Source organism: Acinetobacter sp. SwsAc4 (assembly GCF_013391535.1).
Taxonomy (GTDB): domain Bacteria; phylum Pseudomonadota; class Gammaproteobacteria; order Pseudomonadales; family Moraxellaceae; genus Acinetobacter.
Genome location: NZ_JACAXC010000004.1, coordinates 102601 through 116994, shown reverse-complemented (window position 1 = coordinate 116994; position 14394 = coordinate 102601). Strand labels below are relative to the sequence as shown.

Annotated in this window: 12 protein-coding genes and 1 tRNA gene; 9 read left to right on the top strand and 4 right to left on the bottom strand. The window is 38.1% G+C overall.

From position 1 onward, the window contains the following. Positions 1-137: 137 nt before the first annotated feature. The 4 genes from HYG88_RS03975 to HYG88_RS03960 form a co-directional block, all read right to left on the bottom strand. Positions 138-707 carry a LemA family protein gene (locus HYG88_RS03975; protein WP_087535648.1) on the bottom strand — a complete coding sequence of 190 codons (570 nt, stop codon included), beginning with the start codon at positions 705-707 and terminating at the stop codon, positions 138-140. Between the two features lie 31 nt (positions 708-738). Next, complete coding sequence (locus HYG88_RS03970) at positions 739-1767, bottom strand: hypothetical protein (RefSeq protein ID WP_005162275.1); 1029 nt, start codon at positions 1765-1767, stop codon at positions 739-741. Positions 1768-1944: 177 nt separating this feature from the next. Then, positions 1945-2982 (bottom strand): tRNA preQ1(34) S-adenosylmethionine ribosyltransferase-isomerase QueA, encoded by a 1038-nt coding sequence (gene queA / locus HYG88_RS03965; protein WP_005162273.1) that lies wholly within the window; start codon positions 2980-2982, stop codon positions 1945-1947. Between the two features lie 102 nt (positions 2983-3084). Further along, a tRNA-Leu gene (locus tag HYG88_RS03960) sits at positions 3085-3171 on the bottom strand. Between the two features lie 316 nt (positions 3172-3487). On the opposite strand from HYG88_RS03960, the gene HYG88_RS03955 reads away from it, so the two are divergent. From HYG88_RS03955 to HYG88_RS03915, 9 genes are all read left to right on the top strand, one after another. Next, positions 3488-4759, top strand: coding sequence for a sensor histidine kinase KdpD (locus tag HYG88_RS03955; protein WP_005162271.1), 1272 nt, complete (start codon positions 3488-3490; stop codon positions 4757-4759). Positions 4760-4832: 73 nt separating this feature from the next. Then, positions 4833-7580 carry a bifunctional [glutamate--ammonia ligase]-adenylyl-L-tyrosine phosphorylase/[glutamate--ammonia-ligase] adenylyltransferase gene (glnE, locus tag HYG88_RS03950; RefSeq protein WP_005162269.1) on the top strand — a complete coding sequence of 916 codons (2748 nt, stop codon included), beginning with the start codon at positions 4833-4835 and terminating at the stop codon, positions 7578-7580. A gap of 26 nt (positions 7581-7606) precedes the next feature. Next, positions 7607-8533 carry a branched-chain amino acid transaminase gene (locus HYG88_RS03945; RefSeq protein WP_004664837.1) on the top strand — a complete coding sequence of 309 codons (927 nt, stop codon included), beginning with the start codon at positions 7607-7609 and terminating at the stop codon, positions 8531-8533. 144 nt (positions 8534-8677) lie between these two features. After that, positions 8678-9838, top strand: a complete 1161-nt coding sequence (locus HYG88_RS03940) for a nucleotide sugar dehydrogenase (RefSeq protein WP_178882631.1) — start codon at positions 8678-8680, stop codon at positions 9836-9838. A gap of 173 nt (positions 9839-10011) precedes the next feature. Then, entirely contained in the window at positions 10012-10767 is a 756-nt protein-coding gene (locus HYG88_RS03935) for a glycosyltransferase (protein WP_087547096.1), read from the top strand. Positions 10768-10794: 27 nt separating this feature from the next. Further along, positions 10795-11790, top strand: a complete 996-nt coding sequence (locus tag HYG88_RS03930) for a Stealth CR1 domain-containing protein (protein WP_178882630.1) — start codon at positions 10795-10797, stop codon at positions 11788-11790. 14 nt (positions 11791-11804) lie between these two features. Continuing rightward, complete coding sequence (locus HYG88_RS03925) at positions 11805-12563, top strand: glycosyltransferase family 25 protein (RefSeq protein ID WP_178882629.1); 759 nt, start codon at positions 11805-11807, stop codon at positions 12561-12563. Positions 12564-12617: 54 nt separating this feature from the next. Then, complete coding sequence (locus HYG88_RS03920) at positions 12618-13532, top strand: glycosyltransferase family 32 protein (protein ID WP_178882628.1); 915 nt, start codon at positions 12618-12620, stop codon at positions 13530-13532. Between the two features lie 77 nt (positions 13533-13609). Continuing rightward, positions 13610-14389 carry a glycosyltransferase family 25 protein gene (locus HYG88_RS03915; RefSeq protein WP_178882627.1) on the top strand — a complete coding sequence of 260 codons (780 nt, stop codon included), beginning with the start codon at positions 13610-13612 and terminating at the stop codon, positions 14387-14389. The last annotated feature ends 5 nt before the right edge of the window (positions 14390-14394 follow it).

Sequence of the window (14394 nt, the reverse complement as noted above, 5' to 3'; positions counted from 1 at the left end):
ACAGTTCGCTGATCAAAAGCGGCTATTTTCCTTGATTATGGCGTGTAGTTCTACTACTAAATGTAGCGTAAGTTAAAAAATAAAAAAGCCAATCAAGATAAAGCTTAGATTGACTTGTATTCAAGTAAAAATAAATTTTAAAAATTTGGTTTATAGTCAAAATTTTCAGTTGCAAGATTATCCTTAAACGGGCGAATGGCTTTCTTGGATAAGGTGAGAGTATTGATCAGGTTGTTGGGGAACACCTCGATCTGGTTATTAAACAACTCTACGTTACGGTTGAATATCGTGATTGCCGCACCTACATTCTCGTTTTGTTCCTGAATGTCATCCATCATCTTGCTATAAAGTGCATCAGCTTTCAGTTCAGGATAATTTTCCACTACCACATTCAAACTACGAATCAGTTCCTTACTCATTTTCTCAATCTGTTGTAATTGAGAAATATCGGTATCATTGACATTCAGATTCAGAATTTGTTGGCGTAATTCAGTCACTTTTTCCAAAGTTGATTTTTCAAACTGAGTATATCGATCTAATGTTGCTTCCAATGCTTCTAAAGTCTTTACTTTTTGACGCTCAAAGTTGGCAACTTCTGACCATGCCCGTTTGGTGGCATTAAAATACCGTACGATGTTGTTGCGAATAGAAACGCCCCATACGATCAGCACCACAAAAATCCCCAAAAAAATCAGTAAACCAGTCATCGTCATTCCCCTTATTGTTATGGCTAAATGATTAGCTAATTAAATTCAGCATGAGCTGTTGAAACTTTTGATATTGCGGCATGGTCATGGTACGTAAATGTCCACGTAATGCTGAAATATCATGGATTTCACTACGTTTACTGGCGGTTTGGAAAAGGTTTTGTTCGCCGAGGTAACACAAAATTTGCTCTTCATGATGATAAATTAAATCACCAGTAAAATGTTGAAAAAAATCATGTAGCTTTAAGGTCAAACTTGGACTAATTTCTTTTGCTAATTGATGTTGATCGACCCCAAAAATATTTAGCTCTTGGTTAATTAAAATATCGCTGCTTTGCCATGAACTTGTATATGGTTCAAAAAAACGAGAACGTTTATTGCTGACCGCTATTCCTGAAACAGGCATTTGAAAAATAAAAGCGCCCCATAGATCTTTGTGAATTTCTTTGGCAATTTTCTGATTGCTATTTTCTTCCTGAAAAATGGGGAGTTCACTGACATAGTGATATTGAAACAATAAAACCTGATGTTCAGTCGTACCATCATGCCATGTAGTTGAAGCATATTGGGTGATTTCGTTAGATTCAGTGCCACGATTAAATAATGGGAAAAATTGCTTCAATCTACTGATCACCAATAATGGCTGTGCTTGAATGGGTAAATAAGCGGGTAGCTGTTGAAATTGCAGACCATAACGTAAGACGGTCATGCGTTGTTCAAGATATGTAATGACCTGTGTGAGTGGCTCTTTCGGCTCATACAGTAAATACGCTAAAAAACCAGTCAAAAAGGCAGCGAGAAGGCTAAAGATATACTGAATATGTGGGTGAAAAAAATAGCCAAATACTAATGTGCAGACGCTCACAATGCCTAAAATAAAAGGCAATACATTAAAAAAGCATAAGCTATGATCATCACGCCACGGATGTAAAGCATCCAGCAAATCTTGATCACTATGTGCTTTTTGTCCTATATCCCAAAGCCGAGCAATATTGCGGAAAACCTGCGCATTTTTTTTACGTCTTATATGTAGAGCTTCTTGGACGGTGTCGATCGGCATGGAGAGGATCAATTCATTGTAATACGACTAAGATCGTTTAATTATGCTTTAACTTTCATAAACTAAGAAGGGGCATGTGAATCTAATTATTTTTTATCCCAAAATAAATTACCTATCATTCAATTTATTTTTACGAGGCAATAGGCTAAACCTTGATTTAGCCTATCTTTATATTTTTTAAGTTTCTAGTTTATCAACCAGCATCGCATCGCCATAACTAAAGAAACGATAGCGCTGTTCAACTGCATGTTGATAGGCCGCTAAAATATTCTCTCGATTCGATAAGGCTGAAACCAGCATCAACAAGGTGGATTCTGGTAAATGGAAATTGGTGATCAGTCGATCCACGATACAGAATTGATAACCTGGATAGATAAAGATTTGCGTATCACCTGTCCAAGCGGCAATCTGACCTTGATTGGCTTGTGCTGCACTCTCTAAGGCACGAGTCGCAGTCGTTCCAACAGCAATGACTTTATTACCACGAGCTTTGGTTTCCAAAATCAGGTCAATGGTCGCCTGTGGTACGTCACACCATTCACTGTGCATAATGTGGTTGGTAATGTCTGTGGTCCGCACAGGCATAAATGTACCTGCACCGACATGCAGGGTCACAAAGGTTTTTTGCACGCCTTTGGCTGCTAGTTGTTCCAATAGGCCTTGATCGAAATGCAGGCTTGCGGTTGGGGCAGCCACGCTGGCTATTTTTTCAGGGTCGTGAAATACCGTTTGATAACGTTCGGTATCAATTTCTTCTGCTTCACGGTTGAAATAAGGAGGGATTGGTAACTGACCGTATTGATCCAGTACTGACAAAATTGGTTGTGAAAACTTAACAATAAACAGGTTTTCATGACGACCCTGTACTGTAACAGGAATAGCATCTTCGCCAATATAGAGTTCTGCGCCTGCTTTAGGTGAGTTGCTTGACTTAATGTGGCAGTGGGCGGTGTGGGTATCCAGCATCCGTTCAACCAGCACTTCAATTGCACCGCCTGTGGCACGTTTTCCTTTTAAACGTGCTTTCATGACTTTGGTGTCATTCAGCACCAGTAAATCACCATCTTCCAGTAAATCCAGAATATCGGTAAAGACATGATCATGGTACTGACCCTGCACATCAATATGCAGTAGGCGTGAGGCACTACGGCTTTCTAGTGGGTAACGGGCAATCAGTTCATCAGGAAGGTCAAACGAAAAGTCAGAGAGTTGCATAGATTTCTTTTCCACATCGAATCAGAACAGCATCTTTCTAAGGTTTATCCCTAAAATAAAAAACCCCAAACTTTTAATGCCAGTTTGGGGTTTTTGAAATCTTGGTCCCGAGGGTCGGACTCGAACCGACACGTCATCTCTGACAGCGGATTTTGAGTCCGCCGCGTCTACCAATTTCACCACCTCGGGAAGAGTGCGATGCTTTGTGTTGCGTATAATAGCCTTTTTAAAACAGTTGTCAATCATGCCTGCTGATCAATTGTTTAGTTTTAGAGCAATTTGTAGATTTTTTTATGTGTTTTTATAAAAATGTACAGAAACAGCGAAATTTCTTGTTTTATAATCAGAAATAAAATTTTGTTGAAAAATCACGTTTTGTTGCGAATTGATCGAATCAATAATTGCCTTTTATGTTAAAATTTGTTAATAGTGGGTGGTGATTTTCTCATTTTTTTTTAAATAAAACCTACATACATGTCATAACGATAATATTCGAGAGGCGAGCATGGCGATTCAACTATTAGAATTACATCAGGCTGATAAGTTAAGTGCTTGTAAAATTTCTCTTTCTTTAGGTGTAACTTCAGAACAGAACTTGCTTGAGCAATTTTTGCAGTTTAACCGAAACCTGATGCAGGCCAATACCGCATTGCTTATTTTTCATCAGGAACCTTATCTTTGGCATCGTTGCCCTGAAAAATTAAAAGTGATTGATTCTTCAAAAATTACCAAGAGCTTAAATACCTTATTTGTGAATGATGACCTGATTGACCGTAAACATCCACAATATCCAACATTGCTGGCTTTTTTGGCTTCACTTAAGCGAAAAGCACAAACTGCGATCGCCCTGCAACTCAGACATCCCAATCAGACCGCCTTGGGTTATGTGATTTTATTCGATGAAGTGGCTCAGGAATTTACTGACTTACAAAAACAATTGTTGCAGGCCCATTGCGTCAGCTTCATGCAGCAACTGGAATTGAAGCTTAACCATGATGAGCTAAAGGAATTATACCAACAGGAAGCGGCGCTTAATTTTAGTAAAACCAAGTTCTTCTCCATTATTTCCCATGACCTTCGTGCGCCATTTCATGGCTTGCTGGGTTTTTCCGAGATTTTGGCAAAAGAGCGTGACACACTGGATGAGGCAAGTGTCCAAAATATTGCTGACTATCTTTATGATACTGCCCAGTCGACTTATAACCTGCTAGAAAGTTTATTAAATTGGTCAATGGCCGAGGGCGGACGCTTTAACGCCTATCCTATTGAATTTAAGTTAAGACAAGTGACCACCATTGTCACGGATATTTTAAGGACACTTGCAGTCAAGAAAAATATCAATCTGATCAATGATGTGCCAGAACATATCAAGGCCTATGCTGATATGAATATGGTTACTTCCCTGATTCAGAATCTGGTGTCGAATGCCTTGAAATTTACCGATATAGATGGTTTAGGCGTGGTGTCGATTCGCGCGGAAAAGCAGGGCCACCATGTTGCCATTTATATTCAGGATACAGGTTTAGGCATGACAGATGAGCAAATGGCAGAGTTGTTCCATCCTCGCTTAACCGTCAGTTTAAAAGGTACGGCAGGTGAAAAGGGTGCAGGTTTAGGCTTGACCCTGTGTAAGCGTTTTGTGGATTTAAATCATGGCGAAATTAGCGTCAGCTCGAAAGAAGGTGAGGGAACCACCTTTAAGGTGCTATTGCCAGCCGCAAGTGAGCACATTGATGAGTGTGTTGAACAACCGAAAACCAAAGCAAAATTAGCCTAAACAGATTTTAAAGATAAGCTTGTAACTGATATAAATGATCTAAGATGACATGACATTAGTCGAGCTTTTTGATATGAATGTGGAACAGCGACAAAAAACTCTGGTTGCAAGCCAATATGCTGAGCAAGTTTTAAATTTATACCAGACACAATTAGAACAAGACTACTTGGAAGATCAATTTCTTGATTCGCTTTCAACTGAAAGTATCCATCAGAAAGTCCAGCATGCTGTCATAGATTTAACTGATGAGCAGGCCTGGATGAAAGCCTTGCGTATTCTACGTGCCAGGCTGATGTTTCGCTGGATTTGGCAGGATGCCAATCAACTCACCAATGTCGTTACCCTGACCCGTGAACTTTCTGATTTTGCCGATGCCAGTATTTGTGCTGCAAAAGCTTTTGCATTGCCACCGCTCTTAGCCAAACATGGCGAACCGATTGGTTATTCAGGTCATTTACAAGATTTGATCGTGATTGGCATGGGGAAACTTGGTGCACAAGAACTTAACCTTTCTAGCGATATTGATCTCATTTTTGCCTTCGATGAACAGGGAGAAACCAATGGTCGTAAATGTATTGATGTACAGCAGTTCTGCATTCTATGGGGGCAGAAGCTGATTTATCTGCTTGATCATATTACTGCAGATGGTTTTGTATTCCGTGTCGATATGCGCTTACGTCCGTGGGGCGATGGTTCAGCCTTGGCGATTAGCCACAGCGGGTTAGAAAAATATTTAAGTCAGCATGGGCGTGAATGGGAACGCTATGCTTGGATTAAAGCACGTGTGATTACAGGTGAGAAAGCTGGCGCAGAACTCATGGAGATGTCGCGTCCATTCGTTTTTCGCCGTTATGTCGATTATTCTGCTTTCGCTGCGATGCGTGAAATGAAAGCGATGATTGAACGTGAAGTCATGCGTCGTAATATTGAAGATGATATTAAATTGGGCGCAGGTGGTATCCGTGAAATTGAATTTATTGTTCAAGTTTTTCAGTTAATTTACGGAGGCTCGAAACGTGAATTACAAGATCGTCAATGTTTGGTAAGTCTACATCATTTGGGAAATGCTGAATTACTTGATCAACGGGCTGTAATTGATCTCGAAGATGCTTATTTATTTCTAAGACGGATTGAGCACGCGATTCAAGCACTCAATGACCAGCAAACCCAATCTCTGCCGACTGAACCTGAATTAAGACAGCGCATGTTAGATACGTTAGGATTTAACGATTGGTCTGCTTTCTTAGCGGTTTTGAATCAAAAACGCGACAAAGTTAAAGTTCAGTTTAAACAGCTTATTCAGGAAAAAGAATTTGTTGAGCCTGTAGATGACTTTGTTCAGCTTGAGCAAAAACTGAATACTGTATTAGATGATGGTGCAAAGAATCTAATTCAAAACTTTTGGCATGGACAAGCACTAAAAAAAATTCCCGCGAGTGCTTTAGAGCGCTTAAAGAAATTCTGGCCGCATTTGATCGAGGCAATCTTACAGTCACCGCAACCACAGGTTGCCTTGTTGCGATTAATGCCTTTGGTTGAATCTGTACTTCGCCGTACCGTGTATTTGGTCATGCTCATGGAAAGTCGTGGTGCTTTACAACGATTGGTCAAAATGGCGACGGTCAGTCCGTGGATTTGTGAAGAGTTAGCGCAATACCCCGTTCTATTAGATGAATTTCTTTCTATGGATTTTGGTTTGCCGCAGCGTAAAGATCTAGAAGATTCACTACGTCAACAATTATTGCGTATTGAGATTGATCAAGTTGAAGATCAAATGCGGGTCTTACGTCTATTTAAAAAGAGCAATGTTTTAACTGTTGCTGCAAGTGATGTCTTGGCAGAAAGCCCATTAATGAAAGTGTCCGATGCATTGACTGATATTGCTGAAGTTAGCGTCCAAGCGACTCTTAATTTAGCTTATGAAGCGGTTGCCGAGCGACATGGCTATCCTTTGGGGAATAATGGTCAGCGCTGTAGTTTAGACAACAAAGGCTTTGCCGTGATTGGATATGGCAAGCTTGGTGGAATTGAATTGGGTTATGGTTCAGACCTAGATCTGGTTTTTATCCATGCTTTTGAAGAACATAGTGAAACTGATGGTCGTAAGGATATTAGTGGGGCTGAATTTGCAATTCGTGTGGCACAAAAGTTTATGTCTTTAATGACGACGCAAACCTTAGATGGGCGTGTTTATGAAATTGATACCCGTTTACGTCCATCGGGTGAGGCGGGGATGTTAGTCACCAGCTTAAAAGCGTATGAGCAATATCAACAAAAAAGTGCGTGGCTTTGGGAACATCAAGCTTTAGTGCGCGCCCGTTCGATTGCGGGTGATTTCAATTTGTGTCAGCTATTTGAGCAGATTCGTTGTCAGATTTTGACTCAAAAACGAGATGAAAATGTCGTGCGTGAAGAAGTATTGAAAATGCGTCAAAAAATGAAAGACCATTTGGGATCGTCTTCTGAACAAAAAAAACATGGCATTTTTCATTTAAAACAGGATGCAGGTGGTATCGTTGACATCGAATTTATGGCACAGTATGCAGTGCTTGCATGGGGCGGGACGAATCCAGATCTTGCCCATTATTCTGATAACGTAAGAATTCTTGAAGATGCTGCTCGAGCAGGCTGCTTATCCAGTGAAGATGCCACAGCACTCATCCATGCTTATCTCCGTGAACGAGCTGAGAGCCACCGTTTAGCGCTTGCAAATCAATCTATGCAAGTCAATGCTGCGGATTGGCACGATACCCGAGAGATCGTTTGCAAGTTATGGCAAAGGTTAATTGATCCAACTGCAATAGCATTGGAAAGTGAATGATTGTGTAAAAATTTGGAGTATGTGCCATGAATTTGGCTGATCGTGATGGTTTTATTTGGCAAGATGGAAAATTAGTTGATTGGCGTGATGCAAAAATTCACGTCTTAACACACACATTACATTACAGTATGGGTGTTTTTGAAGGCGTCCGTGCTTATGAAACCCCAAATGGTACAGCAATCTTCCGTTTGCAAGATCACACTAAACGCTTATTAAATTCAGCAAAAATTTATCAAATGAATGTACCATTTGATCAAGCGACTTTAGAGCAGGCGCAGATTGATGTTGTGCGTGAAAATAAATTGGTTTCAGCTTATTTGCGTCCTCTCATTTGGATTGGCTCTGAGAAACTAGGAATTGCTGCAACAGACAATACCATCCATGCTGCTGTAGCAGCTTGGTCATGGGGTGCATACCTTGGTGAAGAAGCGATGGCACGTGGTATTCGTGTTAAAACATCATCATTTACGCACCACCATCCAAACGTGACGATGTGTAAAGCAAAAGCATGTGGTAACTATACCGTATCGATTTTGGCACACCAAGAAGTTGCACGTTCAGGTTATGACGAAGCAATGTTGCTTGATCCTCAAGGCTTTGTTTGTCAAGGTGCAGGTGAAAACGTATTCTTAATCAAAGATGGTGTTTTACATACACCTGACTTGGCAGGTGGTGCGTTAGAAGGGATTACCCGTCAAACCGTAATTACCATTGCCAAAGACCTTGGTTATGAAGTGGTTGAGCGTCGTATCACACGTGATGAGTTTTACATCGCTGATGAAGCATTCTTTACCGGTACTGCTGCGGAAGTAACGCCAATTCGTGAATATGATGACCGTGAAATCGGTTGTGGTTCACGTGGCCCGATTACCACTGTTATTCAAAAAACTTTCTTTGATGCAGTACAAGGTCGTAACGATAAATATGCACATTGGTTGACTTATGTAAAATAAGATCAAACCAGATCAATTAAGCGAAGCTCAGGCTTCGCTTTTTTTATTGCTGAGCTGTCAATAGATTGCAACTAAATCATCATCAATCTTTCATTTAATTTGATTACGGTAAACTTTAAGTGCAATTAAAACAATAGAGAAGCAATGAAAATTACTGTTGTAGGTGCAGGTTATGTTGGCTTATCCAATGCTTTATTATTTTCAAAACAACATGATGTGATGGTCTACGATATTGATAAAACACGCGTAAAGAACATTAATCAGCGCGTATCTCCGATGAGTGATACCTGTATTCAAAACTATTTATCTGAGTCTAATATTGAAGCGACTTGTGACCAAGAGCTGGCTTATCAACAGGCTAAACTGATTATTATCGCAACCCCCACCAACTATAATCCTGAAACAAACTATTTCGATACATCGAGTATTGAAAACGTTATTCATAGTATTCAAAAAATAAATCCTAAAGCGTTGATGTTGATCAAATCTACAGTTCCAGTTGGCTATACCAAGGAACTTTCTAAAAAACTTGCGTTAAATAATCTTATTTTTTCTCCTGAATTTCTAAGAGAGGGGCAAGCTTTACAAGATAATTTATACCCGTCACGGATTATTGTGGGGGAAAAGTCAAAGCGAGCTGAGAAAATTGCCAAGCTTTATTTGAAAGCAACCATAAAAAAAGATGCGGTATTGTTATGTGTTGACTCAACGGAAGCAGAAGCAATTAAGCTGTTTTCAAATACATATTTGGCGATGCGAGTTGGTTTTTTTAATGAGTTGGATACCTATTGTCTAAAAAACAAATTGAGTGCTTTAGATATAATTAAAGGGGTGGGATTAGATCAACGCATCGGTGATCACTACAATAATCCTTCTTTTGGTTATGGAGGTTATTGCTTGCCTAAAGATACCAAACAGCTTTTAGCTAATTATGATGATACTCCTCAAGAACTGATTTCAGCGATCATTCGCTCTAACCAGACTCGTAAGCAAGTGATTATTGAAGATATACTGAGTCGAAATGTCACTTGTGTTGGTATTTATCGATTAACCATGAAAGCCGACTCAGATAATTTTAGAGAGTCAGCTGTACATGATGTGCTGAGTGGTTTGGCGGATGCAGGAATCCAAATCGTGATCTATGAACCCACATTGGGTGTGAAAGCGTACCTTGGTCATCCTTTGGTATCGAGTCTACACAAATTTAAAGCAATCTCTGATTTGATTATTGTCAATCGTATGGTGCCGATGTTTAGTGACGTGATGGAAAAAATATATACACGAGATTTATTTGGGATAAATTAGCGCTTAAATGATTAAACAAAACTATAAACAATCCTCCTAGTTTGGTGAATTAATAATAATTTTTTTGATAACGCCTATGCTAAGATAGCCCAATATTCAGTGCATATTGTTTTAAAACGCTTGGTACGAAAATCGCAACGCGAAAATAATATCTAAGGCATTAAGGTTATCAGATGGCAGACATTCAACAAGATTCAGCAACTCATGAAGACAATATTATTTTGTGCATGAAATGGGGAACGAAGTACGGTCCAGAATATGTTAATCGTCTGTATAACATGGTCAAACGTCATCTGACTTTACCCTTTAAAATGGTTTGTTTGACGGATCGTACAGAAGGTATTGATCCGAATGTACAATGCTTTCCAATCCCTCCATTAGATCTGCCAGCAGGTAGTCCTGAACGTGGTTGGAACAAACTTTCTACTTTCGAGCCAGATTTATATGGTCTAAAAGGCAATGCTTTATTCTTAGATCTTGATGTTGTGATTGTGGATAATATTGACTGCTTTTTTCAGGAGAAAGGTGAATTTTTAATTATCCACGATTGGAAAAGACCTTGGCGTATAACGGGCAATAGTTCTGTATATCGTTTTAAATTGGGCGGATTTCCTGAAATCTTGCCTTATTTCCGTGAAAACTTTGATGAGATTCGTCAAAAATTTCGTAATGAACAAGCTTATTTATCATGGTTCGTTGATGCACATGGAACTTTGAGTTATTGGAACGAAGATTGGTGTAAAAGTTATAAATATCATTGTTTACAAAAGATTCCATTAGCATATGTGAAGCCGCCAGTAAAACCGAAAGGTGCAAAAATTATTATTTTCCATGGCGAAATTAATCCGCCTGATGCCGTAAATGGTGGTGGTGGTAAATGGTATCGTTATGTATTGCCATCAGATTGGATCAAGGATGCTTGGCAGTAAATCTGTATTTATGGAAGGTTTTGATTTATGAATCAGGGTTTACATCCGCTTGATATCGTCATCGCATGGGTCGATGGGAATGATATTTCTCTGAAAAATAAACGCCGTCAATTTATGAATCAAAACGAACCATCAAATGCTTTGGATGACACTCGTTTTGCAAGCAACGATGAAATCTATTTTTGCATCGCCTCAATTCTTAAGTATGTTCCATATGCAGGCACGATTTATCTCGTGACGGATCAGCAAACACCTTTGTGGTTAGACCAATTTTCCCAGCAAGGTTTATGTCCTGCTGAAAAAATAAAAATCGTTGATCATCAAGAATTATTTCGTGGATATGAGTTTGCTTTACCGACATTCAATTCATTAAGTATTGAAAGTATGTTGTGGAATATTGAAGGGATTTCAAATCATTTTATTTATTTGAATGATGATTTCTTTTTCAATCAACAGTCTGATTTAAGTGATTTTCTTATTGATGGTCAGATGGTGATATATGGACATTGGCAAGCAACACTCATCAAGAAAATGAAATATATTTTCCGAAAATTCTTACAGCAGAATTTTGGAAAGGTAGCTGAAGCGAAATATTCAACGGCTCAAATGTTGAGTGCAGATCGCGTGGGAATGACCAGATATTACGAAATTCATCATCGCCCTCATATTCTCAGTCGTGATTTGCTCAGTACTTACTTTAAGAATAATAAAGAGCTTTTAGAGCAGCAAATTCAGTTCAAATTTAGGAACATTGATCAACTGTTACCAGTAGGATTGTCTAATCATTTAGCAATTCAATCTGATCAAGCCATTTTAAAAGATGATATTGATATTGCTTATTTAAAAGATGGTCGTGATTTGGAAAAATTTATATTAGCTTTATCTAATTCTGAGATTAAATTTGGCTGTATACAAAGTCTAGATCAATTGGAATCATTAGCTGAAGGACGCATCCGAGCCGTACTGATTCAAAAATTTACAGGGTTTTTACCCAGCCAAATTCAACCGACTACTGTGGTCTAAACGAAGGAAAGCAAATGAAAGTTGTGACTTATCTTATTAATTTAGACGGCAGTGATCAACGTTTAGCAAGTGCGACAGCTCAGCTCAATCAAGCGGGATGGGATTTTAGCCGATTCTCTGCTTATGATGGGCGAGGTAAAGCCTTATCTGAATTTGAAAACTATGATGATCTTGCTGCTCAGAAAATATTAGGGCGTAGTTTAATCAATTCTGAGTTGGGTTGTTATCTAAGTCACTACGGTTGTGCTGAAAAATTTCTAGAAACGGATGCTGATTATTTAGTTGTCTTAGAAGATGACATTGAAGTGTTGCCTAACTTTAAACAGAATCTTGAATCTTTATTAAGTTATTTAGATCAACATAAAGAGTTGGATTGGTATACCGTTAATATTGCTGCTAAAAAGAAAAAATTAGCAAAAGACATTGTTGAGTTTGATCATTATTCCTTGTGGCATGCATATTATTTCCCAATACGTGGTGTAGGCTTGGTTTGGTCTCGAAAAGGAGCTGAACAGTTTGTACAACTGGGTAAAATCATGACCGTTCCAGTCGATATTTTCTTCCAAAGTTGGTTAAGTAAAACAGGAAAAGGGCTTGGCGTTTGGCAGCCATTTGTGCAGCCAGCAGGTCTGGATAGTGATATTTTAGGTACTGTTGCTGCTCAAGGTATCAAACGGAAGCAACTTGAGAATCGAAGTGCTTCTCATGGATTTAAGAAGCAGAAGCGTATGTGGCGTGATCGCTTTTATGCAATTAAACATTTAATGTCTTGAGTCCTAGTTATAGACTGTAATAAATAATTTTCTTTATTTTGTTGAGTACATTTTATGAAGTTTTTTAAGAAGCTCTTCTATCTTTTGAAATTTTATACAATGTATTCAAACCAAAAAAGAGAAATAAATGAGTCAATAGATAACTACGCGGACCTGATCGTTCTCAATCCTGGTCAGCAAAATGCGGTTGTTCCCAAAATTATCTGGATGTATTGGGAAGGCTCACTCCCTGAGTTTGTGCAGAAGTGCGTTGATAATATAAAAAAGAACAATCCAAACTATGTTGTAAACTTTCTAACACCTAATAATGTCAAAGAGTTTTGTGATATTGATTATGGTCGTTTAAAGCATGCGACACCACAACAGAAAGCTGATCTCATTCGATTTGAATTAATTTATCAACACGGTGGGATATGGTTAGATGCCAGTACAATTGTTTATGAAAATCTAGATTGGATTGAAAAGTTAGTTGCTCAACATCAAACTAACAGTTTTGCCTACTATCGAAAGAAAAATACTACTTGCTCAGACTTTCCTGTTTTAGAGAATTGGTTATTGGCAAGTTCTGCCAAAAATATGTTTTTTAAGTCTTGGTTTGAGGAGTTATTTAAAGCTATAGAATTAACACCAAAGGTTTATATTCAGCAGATTAAAGAAAATAACGAAAATTATCAGGACTATTTTCAAGAGATAGGTCGTTTAGAATATTTAGTTGCTTATGTTGCCTGCCAAAAAATTATGCGTACCACTTTACCGAGCATGACCTTGATTAACTGTGATCGGAATGCTTTTTTCTATCAAGTAAAAAATAAATGGATGAAAGAAAAAGTGTTGATTGATCTTGCCCTCAATTATCCGCCAGTTGAAAAGCCTAAACTGATCAAACTGGCAGGAAAAGAAAGGGGAATATTAAGTCGTTATTACAGTAAAAAAATGTATTTTAACGACTCGTTTATTGATTTTTTTTAACAATGGGTTAAAAGAGTTCTAATGAAAGTCTAATTAAAAGGCATTAGAATATAGATGATACAAGAGATTCTGATCCTATGAAAAAAATTGTAATTAGCTTGTCCACAGCACATGAACGTAGAGCTCATATTTTTAATGAATTCAGTAAAAAAAGTATAGATTTTGAGTTTTTTGATGCTTTGACACCAGAGCCTGCGGCATTATTTGCTAAAGAACTAAATTTAAAAGTCGATGAGCGTTCTTTGACAAAAGGTGAAGTTGCTTGTTTCATGAGTCATGTTTTCTTGTGGAAGAAAATGATTGCCGAGAATATTTCACATATGGCGATTTTTGAAGATGATATTTATCTAGGTGAGAATGTTAAAGTATTTCTTAATGATGTTTCTTGGATTGCTGCTGATTGGCACCTTATTAAAATTGAAGAATTTACTCCAAAGGTAGTATTAGGAGAAAAGTTGTTTAGATCAAGTGATTACCCAGAAAGATCACTCTATAACCTTAAGAGTAAGAATTTAGGTACAGCGGGTTATATTATTTCGTTATATGGTGCTAAAAAATTAATTGATTATATCCAGTCTTTGGATAAATTAATTGCATTAGATCACTTGATGTTTGAACAGCTACTTCACGATAATGTCTTAGTTGTATGTCAAATGAAACCAGCACTATGTATTCAGGATGTTACCCTTTTCTCTACAAAAGATAGCGTACGCTTTGCAAGTCATTTATATAAAGAGCGACAGGTTCGCATGAAATATAATAAAAAGAGTGGAGTTGATAAAATATTGTTTGAAATTCTTAGAGTATTTCAACAAATTAAAAATATTATTTTCCTAAAATCTGTTGGCTTTAAATAAGGAAA